Source organism: Rhodovulum strictum (assembly GCF_009649175.1).
Taxonomy (GTDB): Bacteria; Pseudomonadota; Alphaproteobacteria; order Rhodobacterales; family Rhodobacteraceae; genus Rhodovulum; species Rhodovulum strictum.
Window position 1 is genome coordinate 42,737 of the sequence record NZ_WJPO01000020.1, and the last position, 21,285, is coordinate 64,021.

Here is a 21,285-nt window from a genome sequence, read left to right on the forward strand (position 1 = left end):
GCCCGGGCCGGAACGCTGGCCCTGCGGCGCTGGTCCGGCCGGTCCGATCATCCGCCTGTCCCGCTCAGCGCATCCAGAGATTGTGCCGTTTCAGAATGCTGCGGATCGCCTGTTCGCGCCGGGGCAGGGCCGTGCGGTCGAACAGCGCCCGCGCCCTGGCGCCCTTGCCCTGATAGACGAAACGCCTGATCGGCTCATGCGCCTTGACGACCTTCTTGACCTTGTTCGGTGCGCAGATCCGTTCCAGCAGGTCCACCACGCGGTCGCTTTCGCGCGCATAGAGCAGCGGCAGCGTGCGCCAGTGGCAGGTCATCTCGCCATCGAGCCCCGCCAACTCCGGCCCCGGCCGCCCGCCGCCGAAGCCATGGATCACCAGCGGCAGCGCCACCTGGTCGAGCCATGGGTCCAGCGGCTGGCAGACCAGTTCCGGCGGCGGGTCGTCGCGGATCGCGGTGGCAATGTCCAGGAACCGCTGGCCGAAGGCGATCGGGCAGCGATGAAAGAACCAGCCTGCATTGAAATAGAGATAGCGTTGCCAGTATTCATCCGGCTGGCCCGGATCGAGCGAGCTTTCGAAATCAAGCCCGAACCGGTCATAGAGCGCCTTCCAGATCGCGGAATGGCCCGGCCCGTAGGGCTCGATCACCGGCCAGCTTCCTTCGCGCCGCATCGAGGCCGAGGGGCGATCGAAATCGAACGCCACCTGCGACAGCGGCCCGGCAATCAGCGTGTCCGTGTCGAAGAAGACGAAGGGCCGGTTGGGTTCCAGCGCCAGCAGCGCCTCGATCTTGTTGCCCTGCGGATAGGCGGCGCCAAAGGCGCGGTTTTCGAAGCCGAGGATCTCGGCCCCGAACTCGCCCAGCACAGCGCGCGCGCCCGGATCGTCCATCCGTGGATCGGTGGGCCAGAGCGGGCCGGGCTGCGGTTCGGCCACGATCAGGCGCCCCGCGAAACCGGGATCCGAGGCGCGCAGCGAGGCGGCGAACAGCACCGCCTCGTATTGCAGCCGCCCGGCCTGGCCGACGATCACGATGTCGAACCGGCCGCCCGTTTCCGCCCTGGTCCCTGCCATCCGTTACTGTCCTGCCCGTCTTTCGGAGCCACTATAGGCAATTCTTGCCAGAGGCTTGAATGGTATTCGCCCGCCAATGCCAACCGCGCAACGACCGGCCGGGTTGATCCCCATGCGGCCCTTGTGCCGTCTGCCGACGCCTGACCTTGAGCCTTCGGCTGCTCACGCGCTTCCGCGTGATAGCCTGTCGCGGGAGGCCGTTCTAGCCCCGGTTGCGTCGCGATTTGTCCGCGAAGCCCCCGAGTATTTTTTCGCGCTCCTTCATAACAAATACTTGATCGTGTCGTGCGCTTTCCCACATCATCTTGAATCATGTGGTGATGGGGATCATCGTGGAAGGCTTTTACGCAGTTTACTACACAGGCATTGCCGGATTCGGACATGCTGTGCTTGTCATCAATGATGGCATCGTAACGGGCGCTGACGCTACGGGCGGTGTATATGATGGAACATATAAGGTCTCGGCTTCCGGCTCCTTCAGCATCGAAGTTGTGCTTACCGTGCCCGCCGGAACTACGCTGGTGACCGGCCAGACACTGCCCGATGCTTTGCGTCAAACAATCATAGCTGACCTGAATGCCAGCTTCGCGAACGGTCAGCCGGTTCCGTTGCAAACTCAGCTTGGCCCCGTGAACGTCATCTTCAAGAAACTGCGGGGTATGTAATGATCGAAGGTATCGACTGGTTCGCTATTGCCACTGCCGCCGCAGCCGTCATCGGACCAGCGGTCGCGGTTTGGATTACCCGCAAGTCGGATGACCGCAAAGAGGTTCAGGCTCGCCGTATGGACATTTTCCGAACGCTGATGCGAACAAGGCGAATCCCGATCCACTTCGAACACGTCGGCGCTCTGAACTTGATCGAGATTGAGTTTGCCAAAGATGCGCCGGTAATCGCCGCTTGGAAGGAATACTTGCGGGTTCTGAGTGAGCCGACGCCGCCGGAAGGTGATATCGTCGCGCATACTCAACTTCGCCAACGTCGCGACACCCATCTTACGAAGCTAATTTCAACAATTGCGAAGGCGCTAAAATTCAACGTTGAACAGATGGACATTTTCGAAGGGAACTACATTCCGCAAGGTTGGCACGACGAAGACTGGGAACAAAAAGCAGTTCGCAAAGCGTTGCTGGAAGTTCTCAGCAGTCGTCGCCCGGTTCTTTTCCAGCCATATACACCAAGTCAGGGGACAGGTCCCTACCCGCCTGCGCCACAGATACCCGTGCCAGCCGATCAGGCAGCGCAAAAGAAGGAACCTTAGGCAACCCCCACCATTCCCCAAATACCAGTGATTTCAAAGGAGAATGGTGGGCGACCCTGGAATCGAACCAGGCATGGGTCTCCCCGGCGGATTTACAGTCCGCTGCCGCACCTTGCAGCGCGTCGCCCTGAGTGAGCGGGTGGATACGCCGGGGCCCGGGGCGCGTCAACAGGAAAATCCCTTGCGGAGGACGGACCAAGGCCGCAAGGTCCGCGCCACCTTGCAAGGGGACTGGACGTGGCGAAGAAACCCACATGGGTGATCGAGAAGGAACGCGCCCGGCGCGCGGCGGCGGCCGAGACGGTGTGGCTGTTCGGGCTGCATGCGGTGCGCGATGCGCTGGAAAACCCGCGCCGTGAAAAGCTGCGGCTGATGGTGACGAAGAACGCGGCCGACCGGCTGGCCGCGGCCATCGCGGCCAGCGGAATCGCCCCCGAGATCTGCGACCCGCGCCGGTTCGAGGCGCCGCTTGATCCCGGCTCGGTGCATCAGGGCGCGGCGCTCGAGGTGCGGCCGCTTGACTGGGGGCGGCTTGCCGATCTGTGCGTCGCGGGGCCGCGGGGGCGGGTCGTGCTGCTCGACCGGGTGACCGATCCGCATAATGTGGGCGCGATCCTGCGCTCTGCCGAGGTGTTCGGCGCGGCGGCCGTGATCGCCCCGCACCGCCATTCCGCGCCCGAGACCGGCGCGCTGGCCAAGACCGCCTCGGGTGCGCTGGAACGCCAGCCCTATCTGCGGGTGCCGAATCTGGCCCGCGCGATGGAGGAACTGAAGGATCTCGGCTACCGGCTGATCGGACTTGATGGCGCGGCCGAGGCGACGCTGGGCCAGGCGCTGGCGGATCACGCGGACGGGCCGGTGGGGCTGGTGCTGGGGGCCGAGGGGCCGGGGCTTCGGCAACTGACGCGCGAAAGCTGCGATGCGCTGGCCCGGATCCCGGCGGCGGGGGCGTTCGGCTCGCTCAATGTCTCGAACGCGGCGGCCGTGGCGCTTTATGCCGCAACCGCTGGTGCCGGATGACAGGCCGTGCCGCGACATCGCGCCCCCTCGACACGGCCCGATCACAGTTCGCTGAGCGCACTGGAAGCCGGGGCGCGCGCTTCCTATCTGATCAACCAGAGGGCAAGGCCCCGGAACGGTCTTGTCCTGCTTCACTGTCCCTCGTTCCGCGACTCGCGCCCGGGAGCAACTCGCCCGGGCGCCTTTTTGTGTTAGGCTTCGCGCCATGAGTTTCTATTCCGACGATCTTCTGAAAGAGACGCTGACCCGCTCGCGGGTGATCGCGGTGGTGGGCGTCTCGCCCGATCCGGTCCGGCCCAGCCATTATGTCGCGCGTTACCTGGGGCTGCGCGGCAAACGGGTGATCCCGGTCAACCCCGCCCATGCTGGCAAGACGCTGTTCGGCGAGGCGATCCTGCCCGATCTGGCCGCGATTCCCGCCGGGATCCCGGTCGATATGGTCGATATCTTCCGCCGGTCCGAACATGTCCCGCCGATTGTCGACGAGGCGCTGGCGCATCTGCCCGCATTGCAGACGGTCTGGATGCAGATCGGGGTCCAGAACCCCGAAGCGGCGGCCCGGGCCGAGGCGGCGGGCAAGCGCGTGATCCAGAACCGCTGTCCGAAGATCGAGTATCAGCGGCTCTTCGGCGAATTGCGCATGGGCGGTTTCGCGACCGGCATCATCTCGTCGCGGTTATAGGGCCGGGGTCCGATGCCCGATATCCGCCGCCACATCACCCGCGACGTTCCGGTGGCGCGGGTCAGCGACAGCCCGGATGCGGTGATCGCGGCGCTGCGCGGCACCCGCCATCACGGGGTCGGCACGGTCTTTGTCGTCGATGGCGGCGAAATGCTGCTGGGGCAGGTGCGGCTGGCCGATATCTTCGCCGCTGCGGGCACGGAGGGGACGCTTGCGCAGTTCGTGCAGGCGGCGCCGGTGACGGTGCATCCCGACACCGACCAGGAGGATGCCGCCTCGCTGGCGATCCGCGAAGACCTGATTTCGCTGCCCGTGGTCGATGACAATGGCCGGTTCCTGGGCGCGCTGCCGCCGCATGCGCTGATGCAGGTGCTGCGCGAGGAGCATGTCGAGGATCTGCACCGGCTGGCCGGAATCTGGCGCAGTGCCGAGGATGCACGGCGCGCGCTGACCCAGCCGCCCACGCTGCGCCTGCGCCACCGCCTGCCCTGGCTTCTGATCGGACTTGCGGGCAGCCTGCTGGCGACCAGGGTCGTCGCGGGGTTCGAGGCGACGCTGAGCCAGCATGTGACGCTGGCCTTCTTCATCCCGCTGATCGTCTATCTGGCCGATGCGGTCGGCACCCAGACCGAGGCGATCGCTGTGCGCGGGCTGTCGCTGTCGCCGGGCGGGCTTGGCCGGCTCTTGCTGGGCGAGATCGGCACCGGGGCGCTGATCGGGCTGTGCCTTGCGCTGCTGGCGGCGGGGTTCGAACGGGTGGTGTTCGGCCAGCCCGGTCTGGCCACGGTGCTGGGCGTCTCGATCCTGGCGGCCTGTACCATCGCGACGACAATCGGGCTGTTGCTGCCCTGGGCCTTTTCGCGGGTCGGCTGGGATCCGGCGCTGGCGAGCGGCCCGATTGCCACCGTGCTTCAGGACGTGCTGAGCCTGTTGATCTATTTCTTCATTGCCGCCGCGGTGCTGGGCTAGTCAGCCCATCGCGGCGATCAGGCGGCCAAGCGCGGTGGCGGCATCCTCGGCGCCCCAGATTTCCTCGCCTATCGCAAAGAAATCCGTTACCGGAGAAAGGCTTGCAATGATGTTTTCATCCAGCGCGCCTTCGGCCACCACGGGGATCTCGATCACTTCGGACCACCATTCGAACAGCGCGCGTTCGGCCAGCGTCCCGTCGCCAAGCCCCGTCGCCCCGACAGGGCCGAAGGCGACGTAATCCGCCCCCGCCTCGCCCGCGTTCAACCCGTCATGGCGCGAGGCGCCGCAATAGGCGCCCACGATCGCATCCGCCCCCAGTGCCGTGCGCACCTTGCGTACGTTCCGCGCGCCGTCGGTCAGGTGCACGCCGTCAAGGCCCAGCCGCTCGACCAGACCCAGATGCGCCTCGATCACCAGGGGCACGTCGCGGGCATGGGCAATATCGCGCAACGCATCGGCCGCGCGCGCCACGCTGTCCTCGTCGCGCGTCGCCATCGACAGCCGCAGGCAGGCCACGGGATGGGCATCCAGCACCGCGGCAAGGCGGGGGGCGAACGCGTCGGGTTCGAAGGCGGGGGGCGTGATCAGGTAGATTTGCGGGCGCTCGATCTCGGCCATTTCGGGGCTCCTGGGAGGTTCGCGCCCCTATAGCGGGGTTTGCGGGGCTTGACCATCGCTTGAACCATCGGGCACCTGCGCGTAAGAGGCGGGCGCCTCTGGCTTCAGGAACCGCGCATGGCCGATCAACCCGTCTTCGTCCTTGTCCGCCCGCAGATGGGCGAGAATATCGGCGCGGCGGCGCGGGCGATGTGGAATTTCGGGCTGACGGGCATGCGGATGGTGGACCCGCGCGATGGCTGGCCGAACCCGCGCGCGGTGGCGCTGGCATCGGGGGCGGGTCGGCTGCTGGATCATGCGGGCGTCTTTGCCACCACCGCCGAGGCGCTGGCCGATTGCGACTATGTCTATGCCACCACCTCGCGCGCACGGGGGCTGACCAAGCCGGTCGTCACCCCCGAACGCGCGATGGCGGAGGCGCGCGGGATGATCGCGCAGGGCCGCCGGGTGGCCGTGCTGTTCGGCCCCGAGCGCGCGGGGCTGGAAAACGAGGACATCGCGCGGGCCAATGCGATTGTCGAGGTGCCCGCGAACCCCGAATTCGCCTCGCTGAACCTAGCGCAATGCGTGTTGCTGACGGCCTATGAATGGCGCCGCGAGGGTCCCGGGATCGTGGCCGAACGGCTGGAGATGGCCGGGGCCGCGCCCGCCACGGGGCTGGAGGTCGAGAAACTGGCCGAGCATTTCGAGGAACGGCTGGAGGCGGCGGGATTCTTCTTTCCCGAAACCAAGGCGGCGAACATGAAGCTGAACCTGCGCAACATGTGGAGCCGGATGCTGCTGACGCGGGCCGATGTGCAGACCCTGCACGGGATGCTGCGGCAATTGATGCGGGGCCGCGGCGACGGGCTCTGACTTGAAGGCACCCACTGGCGGAACTACTGTTCGCCGCAGGCCTCAGACGCGCGGCAGGGACGTGCCGCCGAAAGGGACATCCATGAGCAAGAAGCGCAACATCTTCGAGGAGGTCGGCACCGAGGCCCCGCGCGAGCGGCCCGTGGTGCAGCCCGGCGCGATCGACCGCGCGGCCCGCCGGGGCGCGCGCAGCGCGGTGCGGCTGTGGCTGATGATGCTGTTTCTCATCGTCGCCGCGATGCTGGTGATCGGCGCCTTTGCCCGGCTGACCGAGATGCTGGTGCCGATGCCGAACTGGAACCCGCTTTTCGGCGCGCTGCCGCCGCTTGATCCGGGCGACTGGCTGGCGGCGTTCGACCGTTTCCGCGATAGCCCGGTCTATCGCGGCGAGGCGCATGGGCTGGGGATCGACGAGTTCCAGTTGGCGTTCTGGTGGGGCTGGGGCTCGCGCCAGTTGGCACCCACGGCGCTGTTTCTCTGGGCGGTGGGCTTTGTCGGATTTCTGGCCGCGGGCAAGATGCCCAAGGGCTGGACGCTGCGTCTCTTGGGGCTGGGCGTGCTGATCGCGCTGTTGGGTGCGGCCGACTGGCTGGTGGGCGGGGGTGGCATCGCGCCGCCGCCCTTCGATTTCCTGTCCTACCGCATGGCGCTGCATATCGGCTTCGGCTTCTCGCTGATCGGGGTGACGGCGTGGTTCATCTTCAAGCTGTCGCGCACCGAGGCCGATCTGATGCAGGCCCGCCGCGTGCGCGATCCGGCGGGTTACGGGATGGCGACGGCGTTGATGCTGCTGGTCTTTCTTCAGATCCTGCTGGGGTCTCAGGTGGCGGGGCTTTATGCGGGGCGTGCCTATACCGACTGGCCGATGATGGCGGGCGGTTTCCTGCCGCCGAACCCTTTCTATATCGAACCCCTCTGGCGCAACTTCTTCGAGAATCACGGGCTGGTGCAGTTCCTGCACCGGATGAACGGCTATCTGGTGGCCGTGCTGGGCATCGTGACCTGGTATGTCGGGCGCAGGAGCGTGCACCGGCGCACGCGCCGGGCGTTCGATCTGGTCGCGCTGATGGTGCTGACGCAGGCGACGCTGGGGATCGGGACGATCCTGTTCGCCTCGCAATGGCCGATTGCGGTCCTGCACCAGATCGGGGCGATCACGCTCTGGACACTGGTGCTGCATGCGCGGTTCCTGGCGCAATACCCGGTGCAGCAATCGACGATCCGGGGGTAGCGGATGGGCGCGTTCGACGATCTGATGGCCTTCCAGCGCGAGACCGAGGCGCTGGCGCAGGTGATGGGGCGGCTGGGCTGGGACCAGGAAACGGTGATGCCCAGGGGAGCGGCCCAGCAGCGCGCCGACGAGATGGGCGCGCTGGAATCGGTGCTGCACGCCCGCCGCACCGATCTGCGGATCGGCGACTGGCTGGCGGCGGTGGACGAGGGGGCGCTGGATCAGGCTGGGCGGGCGCAATTGCGCCACATCCGGCGCAGTTTCGCCCGCGCGACGAAGCTGCCCGACCGGCTGTCGGCCGAGATCGCCCGGGTGACAAGCCGCGCCCAGGGCATCTGGGCCGAGGCGCGGGCGGCCGATGATGTCGCGCATTTCCTGCCCATCCTGACCGAAGTCGTGCGGCTGAAGCGCGAGGAGGCGGCGGCGCTGGCCGAGGGCGGCGACCCTTATGACGCCCTGTTGGACGATTACGAGCCGGGCGCCACTGCGCAGGGCATCGCGGCGATCTTTGACCGGATGCGCCCGCGGCTGGTGGAACTGCGCGAGCGGATCATGGGATCGGGTCGCAGCCCCGCCGCGCTGTCGGGGCATTTCCCGACCGAGGGCCAAATGGTGCTGGCCCGAGAGGTTGCCACCCGCTTTGGCTATGATTGGCGGCATGGGCGGCTGGATCATTCGGTGCATCCCTTCACCAGCGGCTCGGGGACGGATGTGCGCATCACGACGCGGGTGGACGAGGGCGAGCCGCTGGGCTGCCTGTACTCGACCCTGCACGAGGTGGGCCATGGCGCCTATGAACAGGGGATCGACCCGGCCTATCGGCTGACGCCGCTGGGCGCGGGCGTGTCGATGGGCGTGCATGAAAGCCAGAGCCGGATCTACGAGAACCAGTTGGGGCGTTCCCGCGCGTTCTGCGGCTGGCTGCACGCCCGGATGACCGAGCTTTTCGGCAATTCGGGTGCCCCCGACCCGGACGCCTTCTATGCTGCGGTCAACCGGGTTCATTCCGGTTTCATCCGCACCGAGGCGGACGAGGTGCATTACAACCTGCACATCATGCTGCGCTTCGATCTGGAGCGCGACCTGATCGCCGGGCGGCTGGAGGTGGCCGATCTGGAAGCGGCCTGGAACGCGCGGTTTCTGGCGGATTTCGGGCTGGCGGTCGACCGGCCCGCGAACGGGGTCTTGCAGGACGTTCACTGGTCGGTTGGGCTGTTCGGCTATTTCCCGACCTACACGCTGGGCAATGTCTATGCCGGGTGCCTGTATACCGCGCTGCGAGCGGCGGTGCCCTCGCTCGACGCCGATCTGGCCCGCGGGCATGCCGAACCGGCGACCGCGTGGCTTGCCGCCCATCTCCAGCGCCATGGGGGGCTCTATCTGCCGGGCGAGACGATCGAGCGCGCCTGCGGCTTTGCGCCCCATGAGGGACCATTGATGGATTATCTCGACGCGAAGTTCGGCGCACTCTACGATCTGTAAGTGCCCGGGCAGCGGGCTGGAAACGATGTCGGGGCGCTGGTAGAAGGCGGAATGATGCGGCGCGGGACACTCTTGGGCGAGCTGTGGCAAAGCGCACGGCGGGTCGCCTTTGCCATTCTCGGCGGGGTGATCCGGCGCTATTCGCCCGAGGAAATCGAGGAACGCGTCTCGCGCCGTCCGCGTCATGAACAGGTGTTCATCGTGCTCGCGGTGCTTCTGGCGCTGCTGTTCACGAGCCTGCTGTTCGCCAATGCCGGTGTCATCGGGCTTCTGGTCTATTTCCTGATCATCATCATCCTGGTGCGCTGATCTGAACCGCGTGGGCGTTCACGCAGCCGTGATCGCATGGATCAATCCGCGTTTTCCCTTTTGTTTTCAGATGTCTGAATTTTCCCATGCTGGGTCTTGCCGATCTTTTGCCACATTTTTTCGGCCAGCGGTGATCCGCTTCAGCAAACCCCCCGTATCCCTTGCACAACCACACACAAACAAAGGGAACTGGAAATGGACATCATCGGCCCCCTCGCCCTCGGCACCATCGGCTTCGTCGTTGCCTTTGCCTACGTGAACATGCGTCAGACCGAAGAGCAGCTCGCCGAGACCCGCCGCCGCAAGGCTGAAAAAGCTGCTGCGGAGCAGGCGTCGGCCATGCGGATCGCTGCCGAGTGATCGCGGCGACTTGCGAATGAAACGATCAGGGCCGGGCGCGCTCCCGCCCGGCCCCGATCCGCAAGATTACGCCTGCCAGTCCGGTGGGCGTTTTTCCAGGAAGGCGCTGATTCCCTCGTCCGTATCGCGCCAGAGCATGTTCTCGACCATCACGGCGCCCGCATGGGCATAGGCGTCGGAAATCCCCATTTCGATCTGTTCGTAGAATGTCCGCTTGCCGATCCGCACGGCGGGGTTCAGCTTGGACGCGATGGTTTTGGCCAGCGCGCCCGCTTCCCGATCCAGACTGTCCTGCGGCACGGCACGGTTGATGAGCCCCAGCGCGGCCGCCCTGTCTGTGCCGATGAATTCGCCCGTGGTCAGCATCTCGAAGGCGTGCTTGCGCGGGATGTTGCGGGTCAGCGCGACCATGGGTGTCGAACAGAACAGCCCGATATTCACACCGTTCACCCCGAAGCGCGTGCCCTCGGCCGCGATGGCAATGTCGCAGGAGGCGACAAGCTGGCAGCCCGCGGCGGTGGCAATCCCGTGCGGCGCGGCGATCACCGGTTGGGGCAGGCGCATGATCCCGGTCATCACCGCGGCGCAGCGGGCAAAGAGATCGGCGAAATAGGCGCGTCCGCCATCCTCGGCCTGACGGCCCTGCTGCATTTCCTTGAGGTCATGGCCCGCGCAGAACGCCTTGCCATTGCCTTTCAGGATCACCACCCGCGTCTCGCGGTCCTGGGCCAGCGCGTCGATCTGCGCCTGAAGGGCCGCCAGCATCGCATCCGACAGCGCGTTAAGCCGCTCGGGCGCATTCAGGGTCAGCGTGGCAATCCCGTTCGTGTCGTCGCGTAACAGGATGTCGGTCATCTTGTTTCTCCTCCCGTTTGCCCGGCAGACTACGCGGCAAACAGGGAAGGGAAAAGGGCATGGTGCCAGTGATGGACAAGGCCGCGCTGGAGGCGTTTCTTGCGCGCGAATTTCCGCAGGTCCGCGACGATTTCGTGATCGAGGAGGTCGCGCCCATGGCCGTGCGGGTGCGCATGGTGGTGGCCGAGCGGCATCTGCGGCCGGGCGGCACGGTGTCGGGGCCGTCGATGTTCGCGCTGGCCGATGTCGGGATCTATCTGGCGATCCTCGCGATGATCGGGCCAAAGGCGCTGGCGGTGACGACGAACTGTTCCATCGACTTCATGCGCAAGCCCGCCTTCGGGCGCGACCTGATATGCGAAGCGCGGCTTCTGAAGCTGGGCCGCGTGCTGGCGGTGGGCGACGCGCTGATCTTTTCCGATGGGATGGAAGGTGCGGTGGCGCGCGCCGGGCTGACCTATTCGATCCCGCCGACGGGGTAGGGGGGGCATCTGCCCCCCGTCCGCGGACGCGGACTCCCCCCGAGGATATTTTCGGCCAGAAGAAGGCCCGATGTCAGGGCATCAACCGCTTGACATAGGCCGGCAGCGCAAAGGCGGCCTTGTGCACCTCGGGCGTGTAATAGTCCGTTTCGATGCCAGCCGCGGCGAAGCGCTGGTCCAGAACGTCTAGCGGGGTCTGGCGCGCGTCGCCATCGGTGCCCCAGCCGAAGGCCATCGGCCCGCCGGCATAGGTGGGGATCGAGGCGAGGTAGCAGCCCCAGTCGGCGAACAGCGCCTTGAAGGCGCGCATCGTGTTGGTCAGTTCGGCGCCCTGCATGAAGGGTACGCCGTTCTGGGTGACGAGGATGCCGCCCGGGGTCAATGCGCGTTTCGCATGGCCATAGAACGTGTCGGTGAACAGCACCTCGCCGGGGCCGACGGGGTCGGTCGAGTCGACCACGATCACGTCGAATTTCTCCGCCGTGTTGCGGATGAAGGCCGCTCCGTCGTTGATGACAAGGTTCAGGCGCGGATCGTCGAACGCGCCCTGGCTGAGCATCGGCAGGTAGGTCCTGGAGAAGTCGACCACGCCCGCGTCGATCTCGACCATGGTGACATGCTCGACCGATCTGTGGCGCAGCACCTCGCGCGCCATGCCGCCATCGCCGCCGCCGATGATCAGAACGCGCCTTGCGGCCCCATGCGCCAGGATCGGCACATGGGTCATCATCTCGTGATAGATGAAATTGTCGCCCTCGGTGGTCTGCACCACGTCGTCAAGCGTCAGGACGCGGCCGAAGGTGCCGTTGATGAACACCCTCAGCCGCTGGTGATCGGTGGCGCTGTCATAAAGCACTTCGCCCACGCGCAGGGATTGCGCGTAGTCGCGGTGCAACGCCTCGCGGACCCAGTCGGTCATGCCGCCTGGGTTTCCGTGATCAGACCATCGCCGCGCAGCAATTCCTTGACGCGCACATCCTGCGTTGCGAAGGCGCGTTTCAGCACGTCGACCGCCCGCCAGGGCTGGGCGTCGCCGCACATGAACACGTCGAACGCGCCATAGCCGATCTCGGGCCAAGTGTGCACCGATATGTGGCTTTCGGCCAGCACGGCCACCCCGCTCACGCCCTGGGGGCTGAACTTGTGGGTGTGGATATGCAGCAGCGTTGCACCGCATTCGTCCACGCAGTCGCGGAACGCCTGCTGGATGCGTGCCTCGTCGTCGAGCCCGTGACCGTTCACCACCTCGATGATGAGATGCGTACCGGCAAAGACCCGCCCGTCGCGGCGGATGAAGTGATCGTCGCGTGTGTCGTCGAACACGTCGCGGGTAACGGGTGCAGCCGATTGGCTGCGGGTATCTTCCGCATGGGCGCCTGTCTCCAGACCGATCCCCAGTTGGAAGAGGTTGGCGTCTTTCATGGCGCTCCCCTTCTGACCAGCAGATAACAATCCAGTCGGTCCCTTAGCGCCCCCCCGGGTGTCCGAAGTTGGGATCGGTTCCGATCGTGTGGAGGGGCACCTAAGGCCTATCCGCGAGTCGATCAAGGGTTTTTGCGGCCGGGGGGATGAAATCTTTGCCGCGGCGCAGAATGCAGGGTCCGGAAAGCCTTGCGGTGCGGGGCTGATGCGCCCCGGCGGGTCACTCCGCCGCAGCCTGGGGGCGGGTATCGGCCGGGGTCCGGTCCCCTGTCGGCGGCCGAATCCATGCGGCTGGCGATCCGGGCCTTTCCTTCCCCGGGGCTGACCGGTCGGAACGGGGCGTTGGCAAGCACTCCACGTCCCGGGCAGTTTCGGTGCCGAGGGCGGTTGAGGGCCCGTTTTGTGGGGTATCTTGATACCTAATTTTCAAGACATTGATTATATGACACTTTTCTGGATCATGCGCTCTTGACTGAGCGCTGCAAATGCTTAGAACTCCGCCATCCCGACCGGGGCAGGGCAGGCGTCCGCCCCCGGACCATCCAGCCGATAGGGCAAGAGAAATGAAGACCTTCACCGCTACCCCGGCGGATATCGAGAAGAAATGGATCGTGATCGACGCCGAGGGCGTCGTTCTCGGCCGTCTCGCCTCGATCGTCGCCATGCGCTTGCGCGGCAAGCACAAGCCGACCTTCACCCCGCACATGGACATGGGCGACAACGTGATCGTCATCAACGCCGACAAGGTGCAGATGACCGGCAACAAGCGCGCGGACAAGCGCTATTACTGGCATACCGGCCACCCCGGCGGGATCAAGCACCGCACCGCGGCGCAGATCCTCGATGGCGCGCATCCCGAGCGTGTGGTGACCGCCGCGGTCAAGCGCATGCTGCCGGGCAACCGTCTGTCCCGCCAGCAGATGACCAACCTGCGCGTCTATGCCGGGGCCGAGCATCCGCATGTCGCGCAGAATCCCGAAGTGCTGGACGTCAAGTCCATGAACAAGAAAAACACCCGGAGCGCGTGATGGCCGAAGATCTCAAATCCCTCGACCAGTTGAAGGGCGTTTCGGGCCAGGCGGCCGTGATGGCCGATGACGAGGCACCGCGCGCCCCGGTCCGCGACGAGCTGGGCCGCTCCTATGCCACGGGCAAGCGCAAGGACGCGGTCGCCCGCGTCTGGATCCGCCCGGGTTCGGGCAAGGTCTCGGTCAACGGCAAGGACATGAGCGCCTATTTCGCCCGTCCGGTGCTTCAGATGATCCTGCGCCAACCGTTCCAGGTGGCCGGTGTGGTCGACCAGTTCGACGTTCTGGCCACCGTCAAGGGCGGCGGGCTGTCGGGCCAGGCGGGCGCCGTCAAGCACGGCATCTCGAAGGCGCTTCAACTGTACGATCCCGCGTTGCGCAGCGCCCTCAAGGCCGCCGGCTTCCTGACCCGCGACAGCCGCGTGGTGGAACGCAAGAAATTCGGCAAGCGCAAGGCGCGCCGCAGCTTCCAGTTCTCGAAGCGCTGAGCCTGTCGGTATCGCAGATTGGGGGTCGCGCCTTGGGCGCGGCCCCTTTTCATGCGCGGAAGCGCCAAGTGGCCCGTCGCAGGGCTCGTGCGGATCGCCGCCCGCGACCTGCGGCGCGGACCATGCGAAACCCCGCAGCCCGGCCCCGGGATGGATGCGGCGAATGGTCTGGGGAGGGCCGCAAGAGCCCTGCATGGTCCGGGACGGATGTACTGAGCGCTCCCCGCAAGGGGGGATTCGCCTCTGGCGGGATGCAGTGGCGGAGAGACAGGGATTCGAACCCTGGGAACCCGTGAAGGCTCAACGGTTTTCGAGACCGCCCCGATCGACCACTCCGGCACCTCTCCGCAGCCTGTGGCCTAGTGGGCGGTGATCTAGAGCGAAGCTCGGGGCGATGCAACCGTTTTTCTGGCCGGGCGGTGTTTCGCGTATCCCGCGCTGCGGGCAGTTGGATTCGGCGCGGTTCGGCGTTACCTGTAGGGGCAGCCAGCCACCCCGGATAGACCGATGCGACGCCTGCTTGCCCTTCCCGTGCTTGTTCTTCTGCTTGCCCTGCCGCTGCCCCTGCGGGCAGCCCCCCCCGCGGGGCTTGATGCGCTGCTTGAGGCGCTGGCGCTGGACGATCTGCTTGCGATCATGCGCGAGGAGGGGATCGGCCATGCCGACGAGCTTGCGGCCGAGATGTTTCCCGGCCGCGGCGGAGCGCGCTGGTCTGCGGCGGTGACGCAGATCTATGATGGCGAACGGATGTCCGGCGAATTGCGCGACAGCCTGGCCGGATCGCTTGCGGGCGCCGATCTGACGCCGCTGGTCGATTTCTTCACCTCCGCGGATGGGGCGCGGATCGTCTCGCTCGAACTGTCGGCGCGGCGTGCGCTTCTGGACGAGGCGGTCAAGGCGGCCAGCCGCGAGCGGCTGGAGGAAATGCAGGCCGATGACGATCCGCGGCTGGACCTGATCGGGCGCTTCGTCGAGGTCAACAACCTGATCGAGGCGAATGTCGCAGGTGCGTTGAACGCCAATTATGCCTTCTATGCCGGGCTTGCCGATGGTCGCGCCTTCGATTTCGACATGACCGAGGAGCAGATGCTGGCCGATGTCTGGAGCCAGGAACAGGAGATCCGCGAGGAGACGCGGGACTGGGTCCTTTCCTACCTGACGATGGCCTATGCGCCACTGTCGGACGAGGTGCTCGAATCCTATGTCGCGCTTTCCGAAACCCCGGCGGGCGGGGCGTTGAACGCGGCGCTGTTTCAGGGATTCGATGTCTCCTTTACCCGCATATCGCGCGAACTGGGGCTGGTCGCCGCCAGCTTCATCTCGGGCCAGGACATCTGAGCCGCGCCGCCCGCCGCGCCCCTTGACTTGCCGCGCTGAATCGAGGATATGCATGTCTCCGGCCCCGGGGCGTCGCTTCGGGGCCATTGATGTTGACAACGCCCCGCAGGGGGGCGCGCTGTCCGAGGCGCTTATCGCCGTAACGCCGCCTGCGGGGCGGGGCCACAGGACGCGGCTGAAAAGAAGGAAAAGGCCCATGTTTGCGGTCCTCAAGACCGGTGGCAAGCAGTACAAGGTCCAGTCGGGCGACGTGCTGCGCGTCGAGAAGCTTGCCGCCGATGCCGGCGACACGGTTCAGTTCAACGAAATCCTGATGGTCGGCGACACGATCGGCACGCCCAATGTTGCCGGTGCCGCGGTGCAGGCCCAGGTGATCGACCAGATCAAGGGTGACAAGGTCATCCACTTCGTCAAGCGCCGCCGCAAGCACAGCTCCAAGCGCACCAAGGGCCATCGCCAGCACCTGACGCTGGTTCGGGTGACCGAGATCCTCGCCTCGGGCGCCGAAGGGACCGGCGTCAAGGCCGCGATCGGCGCGGGCAGCGTTGCCTCTGTCGCATCGGGCGTTGTGGCCGCGAAACCGGCCGTGGCCGATGGCGACGACCTGAAGAAACTGTCGGGCGTCGGCCCGGCGATGGAAAAGAAATTCCACGAGGCGGGCATCACCCGCTATGCCCAGATCGCGGCCTGGACGCCCGAGCAGGTGGCAGCCATGGAAGAGCGGCTGGGCACCAAGGGCAAGATCGAGAAGGAAGGCTGGGTCGAGCAAGCCAAGACCCTGGCCCAAGGCTAAGCGAGAGGAGAGGACGACATGGCACACAAGAAAGCAGGCGGCTCCTCGCGCAACGGGCGCGACTCGGCTGGCCGACGTCTCGGCGTCAAGATCTACGGTGGCCAGGCGGTCATCCCCGGCAACATCATCGTGCGCCAGCGCGGCACCAAGTTCTGGCCGGGCGAAGGCGTGGGCATGGGTCGCGACCACACGATCTTTGCGGTCTGCGAAGGCGCAGTGACCTTCCGCAAGGGTCTGAAGGGGCGCACCTTCATTTCCGTCCTGCCCGCAAGCGCGGCCGCAGAGTAAGCCGACACCACGCGAGGCGTTGACACAGGCGGGGGATCGGCAGGGGCCGGTCCCCCGTTTTACATGCGCCGGGTCCGGGCGGGTCAGTTTCGGGTCGGGCAGGATCGTTGCGGTCGGTTTCGGCATGGCCAAGCGCGGCGGCGGGCAGCAGGGGCAGGCCGCGCCGCCTTGCGGATGATGCGCGTCATTGCCATCTGACCGTTCAGGGGGTGAGGAGGAGAAGCATGAAACTGGACATCGTTTCCAGCCAATCCGTGATCGAGGCCAGCCGCTTCGTGCTGCGCCCGGTGCGCCGGTCCGATGCCGGTCTGTTACGGCTTTATTCCGGCGACGAGCGCGTGGCGCGCTTTACCCGCACGATCCCGCATCCCCTGCCGCCCGGCGCGACCGAGGCGTTCATCCAGCGCGCCCAGAATCCCGACCGCAGCGAGGATGTCTGGGTGATGGACGGCGCCGATCACGGGCTGTCCGAGGTGCTGGGCGTGATCGGACTTGACCGGATGGAGCGTGACCAGTCGCAGATCGGCTATTGGGTGGCGCCTGCCTTCTGGAATACCGGTATCGCGTCCGAGGCGGTGCATGCGCTGCTCGATGCCAATCCGCAGGGCTGCCGCACGATCTTTGCCGAGGTGTTTCAGGACAATCCCGGCTCGGCACGGGTGCTGACCAATGCCGGGTTCGAATATATCGGCGATGCCGAGGCGTTCTCGGTGGCGCGTGGGGCCAAGGTGGCCACCTGGACCTATCTGAAGCGTCTAGACTAGGCCGATGGGCGCGGCGTCCGGTTTCACCCTCCTGACGCCGCGCCTGTCGATCCGGCCCCTGTCGGCGGCGGATGCGCCTGCGCTGGGGCGTATCGCTACCGATCCGCGCGTGGCGCCGATGATGGGCACGATCCCCGTGCCCTGGCCCGAGGCCGAGCGCGCGCTGTGGATCGCCCGGGGGCGGTTCCGGGGCGAGGTCGGGTTTCGTCTGGGCATCGCGCTGACGGATGGTCCGCTGATCGGGGCGTGCGGACTTTGGGGGGCGCCGCCGGGGTTGTTCTACTTCCTTGACCCCGCGCAATGGGGCAGGGGGCTGGCCACCGAGGCGATGCGCGCCTTTCTGGCCGCCTGTTTCATGCGCCTGCCGGGGCTTGACGTGGTCACGGCCGATCACTTCGCCGACAACCCCGCCTCGGCCCGGGTGCTGCATAAGCTGGGCTTCCGGCAGATCGGCGCCGGGATGGGGCAGTCGCTGGCGCGGCTTGAGCCTGCGCCGAATATCCATTATCGCCTGTTCCGCACCAGCTTCGAGGCCGTCCCATGAAATTTCTTGACCTTGCCAGGGTCCATATCCGGTCGGGCAGCGGCGGGAATGGCTGCGCCAGTTTCCGGCGCGAGAAATTCGTCGAATATGGCGGCCCCGATGGCGGCGATGGCGGGCGCGGCGGCGATGTCTGGGTCGAGGCGGTCGACGGGCTGAACACGCTCATCGACTTTCGCTATCAGCAGCATTTCTTTGCCGGCAATGGCCGCCCCGGAATGGGCCGGCAGAAGACCGGCGTTTCGGGCGATGACATCGTGCTGCGCGTGCCCGTGGGCACCGAGATCCTGGAGGAGGACGAGGAAACGCTGATCGCGGACATGACCGAACTGGGCCAGCGTGTGCTGCTGGCCAGGGGCGGCAATGGCGGCTGGGGGAACCTGCATTTCAAGACCGCCACCAACCAGGCGCCGCGCCATGCCAATCCGGGCCAGGAGGGGGTGGAGCGGACGATCTGGCTGCGGCTGAAGCTGATCGCGGATGCCGGGCTTCTGGGCATGCCGAACGCGGGCAAGTCCACCTTTCTGGCCGCCACATCGAACGCCCGGCCCAAGATCGCGGATTACCCTTTCACCACGCTGCATCCCAATCTGGGGGTTGTCGGCATCGACGGGGTGGAATTCGTGATCGCCGATATTCCCGGCCTGATCGAGGGCGCGCATGAAGGCCGCGGCATCGGCGACCGCTTTCTGGGCCATGTCGAACGCTGCGCCGTGCTTTTGCACCTGATCGACGGCACGTCCGAGGATGTGGTGGCCGATTACCGCACGATCATCAACGAGCTTGAGGCCTATGGCGGGCATCTGGCCGACAAGCCGCGCATCACCGCGCTGAACAAGATCGACGCGCTGGACGAGGACGAACGCGCCGAAAAGATCGCCGCGCTGGAGGCCGAGATCGACCGACCGGTGCTGGCGATGTCGGGCGTCTCGCGCGAGGGGATCGCCGATGTTCTGCGCGCGCTCAAGGCCGAGATCGACGAGGACCGGCTGCGCCATCATGCGGGCGGGGACGAGGACGAGACATGGCGTCCCTGAGCGGTGCGAAACGGATCGTCGTCAAGATCGGCTCGGCGCTGCTGGTCGATCGCGAAAGCGGTGCCTTGCGCGCCGACTGGCTGCGCGCGCTGGCCGAGGATGTGGCCATGCTCAAGGCCCGCGGCGCGGATGTGATCCTGGTCTCGTCCGGGTCCATCGCGCTGGGGCGCGGCGTGCTGGGGCTGGGGCTGGGCACGCTGGCGCTGGAACAGTCGCAGGCGGCGGCCTCGGTCGGCCAGATCCGGCTGGCGCGTGCCTATGAGGAAGTGCTGGCGCCGCACGGGATCACCACCGGGCAGGTTCTGGTCACGCTGGAGGATAGCGCCGACCGCCGCCGCTATCTGAACTCGCGCGCGACGATGGAAACGCTGCTGGGCTATGGCGTCGTGCCCATCGTGAACGAGAACGACACCATCGCCACCGACGAGATCCGCTATGGCGACAACGACCGGCTGGCCGCACAGGTCGCGGTGACGGTGGGGGCCGATGTGGCGGTGCTGCTGTCCGATGTGGACGGGTTCTATACCGCGAACCCGGTGCAGGATCCCGGTGCCCACCGTTTCGACCTGATCGAGGAGATCACCCCCGAGATCGAGGCGATGGCGGGCGATGCGGCCTCGGGCCTGTCCAAGGGCGGCATGAAGACCAAGCTGATGGCCGCCAAGACCGCCACCGGCGCGGGCTGCGCGCTGGCGATCACGCAGGGCGCGGTGCTGCGCCCGCTCAAGGCGCTGGAGGAGGGCGCGGCCTCGACCTGGTTCCGGCCCAAGGGCGATCCGCAGGCCGCGCGCAAGAGCTGGATCGCGGCGATGAAGCCGCGGGGGACGATCACGGTCGATGCGGGCGCCGTGGCCGCGCTGCGCGGGGGCAAGTCGCTGCTGCCCGCGGGGGTGGCGGCGGTCACGGGCGATTTCGGGCGGGGCGATCCGGTGGCGATCCTCGGCCCCGAGGGGCAGGGGCTGGGCACCGGGCTGACCCGCTACACCTCGGCCGAGGCGCGGTTGATCCGCGGCTGCCGTTCGGGTGACATCGAGGCCATTCTGGGCTATCCCGGCCGCTCGGCGCTGATCCACAGGGACGACATGGCGACATGAAGTACGAGACCGACATTCCCGCGATGATGGCCGAGCTTGGCGCACGCGCCCGTGCCGCGGCCGCAGAGCTAGCCTTTGCCGATCCGGTCGCCAAGGCACGCGCCCTGATGGCGGCGGCGGATGCCGTGGCGGCGCGCGAGGCCGAGATCCTGGCCGCCAACGAACAGGACATGGCGTTCGGCTGCGACAAGGGGCTGAGCCCGGCGATGCTGGACCGGCTGAAGCTTGATGAGGCCCGCATCGCGGGCATCGTCGCGGGGTTGCGCGCGGTCGCGGCCCAGCCCGATCCGGTCGGGCAGGTGATGGCGGAATGGGACATGCCCACGGGGCTGCATATCCGCCGGGTGCGCACGCCGCTGGGCGTGATCGGGGTGATCTATGAAAGCCGGCCGAACGTGACGGCGGATGCGGGGGCGCTGTGCCTGAAGGCCGGGAATGCGGTGATCCTGCGCGGCGGGTCCGAGAGTTTCCATTCCTCGGGCGCGCTGCATGCCTGTCTGGTGGACGGCCTGCGCGCCGCGGGCCTGCCCGAAGACGCGATCCAGCGCGTGCCGACCCGTGACCGCGCGGCGGTTTCCGAGATGCTGGCGATGACCGGGGTGATCGACGTGATCGTGCCGCGTGGCGGCAAGGGGCTGGTCGGCCTTGTCCAGCGCGAGGCGCGCGTGCCGGTCTTTGCCCATCTTGAAGGGATCGTGCATATCTATGTCGACCGCGCTGCCGACCCCGCCAAGGCGTTGCGCGTGGTGCTGAACGCCAAGACACGGCGCACGGGCATCTGCGGGGCGGCGGAATGTCTGCTGATCCATCGCGACATTGCCGACGGGCTGGGGGCGGAACTGGTGGCGGCGCTGGTCGCCGCGGGCGTGCGGGTGCATGCCGACGAGGTGCTGGCGAAGCTGCCCTGCACGATGCAAGCCACCGCCGAGGATTGGGGGCGCGAATATCTGGACATGGATATCGCCGCCCGCGTGGTCGAGGATGTCGACGCGGCCATCGTGCATGTGCGGACCTATGGCTCGGGGCATACGGATGCGATCCTGACCGAGGATGACGCCGCCGCCGCGCGCTTCTTCGAGCGGCTGGACAGCGCGATCCTGATGCGCAACGCCTCGACCCAGTTCGCCGATGGGGGCGAGTTCGGGATGGGCGCCGAGATCGGGATTGCCACCGGCAAGCTGCATGCCCGCGGGCCGGTGGGGGCCGAGCAATTGACAAGCTTCAAGTATCTGGTCGAGGGCGATGGCACGACGCGCGCCTGAGCGGGGCGCGTGCGCCGTTCCTGGCGGCCAG

General features: G+C 66.8%; 26 protein-coding genes and 2 tRNA genes. 21 read left to right on the forward strand and 7 right to left on the reverse strand.

Annotated elements, in window-relative coordinates; all coding sequences use genetic code 11:
- Nucleotides 1–64 precede the first annotated feature (64 nt).
- Nucleotides 65–1,072, reverse strand: a complete 1,008-nt coding sequence (locus GH815_RS12625; RefSeq protein WP_153749138.1) for a hypothetical protein — start codon at nt 1,070–1,072, stop codon at nt 65–67.
- A gap of 320 nt (nt 1,073–1,392) precedes the next feature.
- On the opposite strand from GH815_RS12625, the gene GH815_RS12630 reads away from it, so the two are divergent.
- Entirely contained in the window at nt 1,393–1,737 is a 345-nt protein-coding gene (locus GH815_RS12630; protein WP_153749139.1) for a hypothetical protein, read from the forward strand.
- Nucleotides 1,737–2,333, forward strand: coding sequence for a DUF6680 family protein (locus GH815_RS12635; RefSeq protein ID WP_153749140.1), 597 nt, complete (start codon nt 1,737–1,739; stop codon nt 2,331–2,333). Before GH815_RS12630 ends, GH815_RS12635 begins: the two co-directional genes overlap by 1 nt.
- Nucleotides 2,334–2,377: 44 nt before the next feature.
- Here GH815_RS12635 and GH815_RS12640 read toward each other — a convergent pair.
- Nucleotides 2,378–2,461 (reverse strand) — tRNA-Tyr (locus GH815_RS12640).
- A 109-nt stretch (nt 2,462–2,570) separates the two neighbouring features.
- Between GH815_RS12640 and rlmB the strand changes: the two genes are divergently transcribed.
- From rlmB to GH815_RS12655, 3 genes are all read left to right on the forward strand, one after another.
- On the forward strand, nt 2,571–3,353 hold the full coding sequence (gene rlmB, locus GH815_RS12645) for a 23S rRNA (guanosine(2251)-2'-O)-methyltransferase RlmB (protein ID WP_343030853.1): 783 nt from the start codon (nt 2,571–2,573) through the stop codon (nt 3,351–3,353).
- Nucleotides 3,354–3,558: 205 nt separating this feature from the next.
- Nucleotides 3,559–4,035, forward strand: coding sequence for a CoA-binding protein (locus tag GH815_RS12650; RefSeq protein ID WP_153749142.1), 477 nt, complete (start codon nt 3,559–3,561; stop codon nt 4,033–4,035).
- A gap of 12 nt (nt 4,036–4,047) precedes the next feature.
- On the forward strand, nt 4,048–5,004 hold the full coding sequence (locus GH815_RS12655; protein ID WP_153749143.1) for a magnesium transporter: 957 nt from the start codon (nt 4,048–4,050) through the stop codon (nt 5,002–5,004).
- On the opposite strand, the gene GH815_RS12660 is transcribed toward GH815_RS12655, so the two are convergent.
- The gene (locus GH815_RS12660) at nt 5,005–5,625 is read right to left on the reverse strand and encodes a thiamine phosphate synthase (RefSeq protein ID WP_153749144.1); all 621 of its coding nucleotides are present in this window, start codon (nt 5,623–5,625) and stop codon (nt 5,005–5,007) included.
- A gap of 117 nt (nt 5,626–5,742) precedes the next feature.
- Here GH815_RS12660 and GH815_RS12665 point away from each other — a divergent pair, with 117 nt between their 5' ends.
- From GH815_RS12665 to GH815_RS18865, 5 genes are all read left to right on the forward strand, one after another.
- Nucleotides 5,743–6,480 carry an RNA methyltransferase gene (locus GH815_RS12665; protein ID WP_153749145.1) on the forward strand — a complete coding sequence of 246 codons (738 nt, stop codon included), beginning with the start codon at nt 5,743–5,745 and terminating at the stop codon, nt 6,478–6,480.
- 82 nt (nt 6,481–6,562) lie between these two features.
- The gene (locus GH815_RS12670; RefSeq protein ID WP_153749146.1) at nt 6,563–7,711 is read left to right on the forward strand and encodes a COX15/CtaA family protein; all 1,149 of its coding nucleotides are present in this window, start codon (nt 6,563–6,565) and stop codon (nt 7,709–7,711) included.
- A 3-nt stretch (nt 7,712–7,714) separates the two neighbouring features.
- Nucleotides 7,715–9,193, forward strand: coding sequence for a carboxypeptidase M32 (locus GH815_RS12675; RefSeq protein ID WP_153749147.1), 1,479 nt, complete (start codon nt 7,715–7,717; stop codon nt 9,191–9,193).
- 51 nt (nt 9,194–9,244) lie between these two features.
- Nucleotides 9,245–9,502, forward strand: coding sequence for a hypothetical protein (locus GH815_RS12680; RefSeq protein ID WP_170290344.1), 258 nt, complete (start codon nt 9,245–9,247; stop codon nt 9,500–9,502).
- A 195-nt stretch (nt 9,503–9,697) separates the two neighbouring features.
- Nucleotides 9,698–9,862: a hypothetical protein gene (locus tag GH815_RS18865; RefSeq protein ID WP_170290345.1), complete on the forward strand. Its 165-nt coding sequence runs from the start codon at nt 9,698–9,700 to the stop codon at nt 9,860–9,862.
- A gap of 66 nt (nt 9,863–9,928) precedes the next feature.
- Here GH815_RS18865 and GH815_RS12685 read toward each other — a convergent pair whose 3' ends face one another.
- Entirely contained in the window at nt 9,929–10,717 is a 789-nt protein-coding gene (locus GH815_RS12685) for an enoyl-CoA hydratase (RefSeq protein WP_153749149.1), read from the reverse strand.
- Nucleotides 10,718–10,776: 59 nt separating this feature from the next.
- On the opposite strand from GH815_RS12685, the gene GH815_RS12690 reads away from it, so the two are divergent.
- Entirely contained in the window at nt 10,777–11,199 is a 423-nt protein-coding gene (locus GH815_RS12690) for a PaaI family thioesterase (RefSeq protein WP_153749150.1), read from the forward strand.
- A gap of 73 nt (nt 11,200–11,272) precedes the next feature.
- On the opposite strand, the gene speE is transcribed toward GH815_RS12690, so the two are convergent.
- A complete protein-coding gene (speE, locus tag GH815_RS12695; RefSeq protein WP_153749151.1) occupies nt 11,273–12,118 on the reverse strand; it encodes a polyamine aminopropyltransferase in 846 nt (281 codons plus the stop codon).
- On the reverse strand, nt 12,115–12,621 hold the full coding sequence (gene speD / locus GH815_RS12700; protein ID WP_153749152.1) for an adenosylmethionine decarboxylase: 507 nt from the start codon (nt 12,619–12,621) through the stop codon (nt 12,115–12,117). The genes speE and speD overlap by 4 nt, the downstream gene beginning before the upstream one ends.
- 563 nt (nt 12,622–13,184) lie before the next feature.
- On the opposite strand from speD, the gene rplM reads away from it, so the two are divergent.
- Both rplM and rpsI read left to right on the forward strand, forming a co-directional pair.
- Complete coding sequence (gene rplM, locus GH815_RS12705; RefSeq protein ID WP_153749153.1) at nt 13,185–13,649, forward strand: 50S ribosomal protein L13; 465 nt, start codon at nt 13,185–13,187, stop codon at nt 13,647–13,649.
- Nucleotides 13,649–14,137, forward strand: coding sequence for a 30S ribosomal protein S9 (rpsI, locus tag GH815_RS12710; RefSeq protein WP_153749154.1), 489 nt, complete (start codon nt 13,649–13,651; stop codon nt 14,135–14,137). The genes rplM and rpsI overlap by 1 nt, the downstream gene beginning before the upstream one ends.
- Before the next feature lie 257 nt (nt 14,138–14,394).
- Here the strand turns inward: rpsI and GH815_RS12715 are convergent.
- A tRNA-Ser gene (locus GH815_RS12715) sits at nt 14,395–14,484 on the reverse strand.
- 184 nt (nt 14,485–14,668) lie between these two features.
- On the opposite strand from GH815_RS12715, the gene GH815_RS12720 reads away from it, so the two are divergent.
- The 8 genes from GH815_RS12720 to GH815_RS12755 all read left to right on the forward strand — a co-directional run bounded on the left by GH815_RS12720 (nt 14,669) and on the right by GH815_RS12755 (nt 21,254).
- Nucleotides 14,669–15,475 carry a hypothetical protein gene (locus GH815_RS12720; RefSeq protein ID WP_343030854.1) on the forward strand — a complete coding sequence of 269 codons (807 nt, stop codon included), beginning with the start codon at nt 14,669–14,671 and terminating at the stop codon, nt 15,473–15,475.
- 196 nt (nt 15,476–15,671) lie between these two features.
- The gene (locus GH815_RS12725) at nt 15,672–16,268 is read left to right on the forward strand and encodes a 50S ribosomal protein L21 (RefSeq protein WP_153749156.1); all 597 of its coding nucleotides are present in this window, start codon (nt 15,672–15,674) and stop codon (nt 16,266–16,268) included.
- A gap of 18 nt (nt 16,269–16,286) precedes the next feature.
- The gene (rpmA, locus tag GH815_RS12730) at nt 16,287–16,556 is read left to right on the forward strand and encodes a 50S ribosomal protein L27 (protein ID WP_153749157.1); all 270 of its coding nucleotides are present in this window, start codon (nt 16,287–16,289) and stop codon (nt 16,554–16,556) included.
- 224 nt (nt 16,557–16,780) lie between these two features.
- Nucleotides 16,781–17,320 carry a GNAT family N-acetyltransferase gene (locus GH815_RS12735; protein ID WP_153749158.1) on the forward strand — a complete coding sequence of 180 codons (540 nt, stop codon included), beginning with the start codon at nt 16,781–16,783 and terminating at the stop codon, nt 17,318–17,320.
- 4 nt (nt 17,321–17,324) lie between these two features.
- Entirely contained in the window at nt 17,325–17,864 is a 540-nt protein-coding gene (locus GH815_RS12740; protein ID WP_153749159.1) for a GNAT family N-acetyltransferase, read from the forward strand.
- Complete coding sequence (gene obgE / locus GH815_RS12745) at nt 17,861–18,898, forward strand: GTPase ObgE (RefSeq protein ID WP_153749160.1); 1,038 nt, start codon at nt 17,861–17,863, stop codon at nt 18,896–18,898. Before GH815_RS12740 ends, obgE begins: the two co-directional genes overlap by 4 nt.
- On the forward strand, nt 18,886–19,992 hold the full coding sequence (gene proB / locus GH815_RS12750) for a glutamate 5-kinase (protein ID WP_153749161.1): 1,107 nt from the start codon (nt 18,886–18,888) through the stop codon (nt 19,990–19,992). Before obgE ends, proB begins: the two co-directional genes overlap by 13 nt.
- Nucleotides 19,989–21,254, forward strand: coding sequence for a glutamate-5-semialdehyde dehydrogenase (locus GH815_RS12755; RefSeq protein ID WP_153749162.1), 1,266 nt, complete (start codon nt 19,989–19,991; stop codon nt 21,252–21,254). Before proB ends, GH815_RS12755 begins: the two co-directional genes overlap by 4 nt.
- Nucleotides 21,255–21,285 lie beyond the last annotated feature (31 nt).

Bases quoted from the DNA above. Each gene is read 5' to 3' on its own strand.
- GH815_RS12625 (WP_153749138.1), bottom strand. From the start codon at position 1,072: ATGGCAGGGACCAGGGCGGAAACGGGCGGCCGGTTCGACATCGTGATC.
- GH815_RS12630 (WP_153749139.1), top strand. From the start codon at position 1,393: ATGGGGATCATCGTGGAAGGCTTTTACGCAGTTTACTACACAGGCATT.
- GH815_RS12635 (WP_153749140.1), top strand. From the start codon at position 1,737: ATGATCGAAGGTATCGACTGGTTCGCTATTGCCACTGCCGCCGCAGCC.
- GH815_RS12650 (WP_153749142.1), top strand. From the start codon at position 3,559: ATGAGTTTCTATTCCGACGATCTTCTGAAAGAGACGCTGACCCGCTCG.
- GH815_RS12655 (WP_153749143.1), top strand. From the start codon at position 4,048: ATGCCCGATATCCGCCGCCACATCACCCGCGACGTTCCGGTGGCGCGG.
- GH815_RS12660 (WP_153749144.1), bottom strand. From the start codon at position 5,625: ATGGCCGAGATCGAGCGCCCGCAAATCTACCTGATCACGCCCCCCGCC.
- GH815_RS12665 (WP_153749145.1), top strand. From the start codon at position 5,743: ATGGCCGATCAACCCGTCTTCGTCCTTGTCCGCCCGCAGATGGGCGAG.
- GH815_RS12670 (WP_153749146.1), top strand. From the start codon at position 6,563: ATGAGCAAGAAGCGCAACATCTTCGAGGAGGTCGGCACCGAGGCCCCG.
- GH815_RS12675 (WP_153749147.1), top strand. From the start codon at position 7,715: ATGGGCGCGTTCGACGATCTGATGGCCTTCCAGCGCGAGACCGAGGCG.
- GH815_RS12680 (WP_170290344.1), top strand. From the start codon at position 9,245: ATGATGCGGCGCGGGACACTCTTGGGCGAGCTGTGGCAAAGCGCACGG.
- GH815_RS18865 (WP_170290345.1), top strand. From the start codon at position 9,698: ATGGACATCATCGGCCCCCTCGCCCTCGGCACCATCGGCTTCGTCGTT.
- GH815_RS12685 (WP_153749149.1), bottom strand. From the start codon at position 10,717: ATGACCGACATCCTGTTACGCGACGACACGAACGGGATTGCCACGCTG.
- GH815_RS12690 (WP_153749150.1), top strand. From the start codon at position 10,777: ATGGTGCCAGTGATGGACAAGGCCGCGCTGGAGGCGTTTCTTGCGCGC.
- speE (WP_153749151.1), bottom strand. From the start codon at position 12,118: ATGACCGACTGGGTCCGCGAGGCGTTGCACCGCGACTACGCGCAATCC.
- speD (WP_153749152.1), bottom strand. From the start codon at position 12,621: ATGAAAGACGCCAACCTCTTCCAACTGGGGATCGGTCTGGAGACAGGC.
- rplM (WP_153749153.1), top strand. From the start codon at position 13,185: ATGAAGACCTTCACCGCTACCCCGGCGGATATCGAGAAGAAATGGATC.
- rpsI (WP_153749154.1), top strand. From the start codon at position 13,649: ATGGCCGAAGATCTCAAATCCCTCGACCAGTTGAAGGGCGTTTCGGGC.
- GH815_RS12725 (WP_153749156.1), top strand. From the start codon at position 15,672: ATGTTTGCGGTCCTCAAGACCGGTGGCAAGCAGTACAAGGTCCAGTCG.
- rpmA (WP_153749157.1), top strand. From the start codon at position 16,287: ATGGCACACAAGAAAGCAGGCGGCTCCTCGCGCAACGGGCGCGACTCG.
- GH815_RS12735 (WP_153749158.1), top strand. From the start codon at position 16,781: ATGAAACTGGACATCGTTTCCAGCCAATCCGTGATCGAGGCCAGCCGC.
- GH815_RS12740 (WP_153749159.1), top strand. From the start codon at position 17,325: ATGGGCGCGGCGTCCGGTTTCACCCTCCTGACGCCGCGCCTGTCGATC.
- obgE (WP_153749160.1), top strand. From the start codon at position 17,861: ATGAAATTTCTTGACCTTGCCAGGGTCCATATCCGGTCGGGCAGCGGC.
- proB (WP_153749161.1), top strand. From the start codon at position 18,886: ATGGCGTCCCTGAGCGGTGCGAAACGGATCGTCGTCAAGATCGGCTCG.
- GH815_RS12755 (WP_153749162.1), top strand. From the start codon at position 19,989: ATGAAGTACGAGACCGACATTCCCGCGATGATGGCCGAGCTTGGCGCA.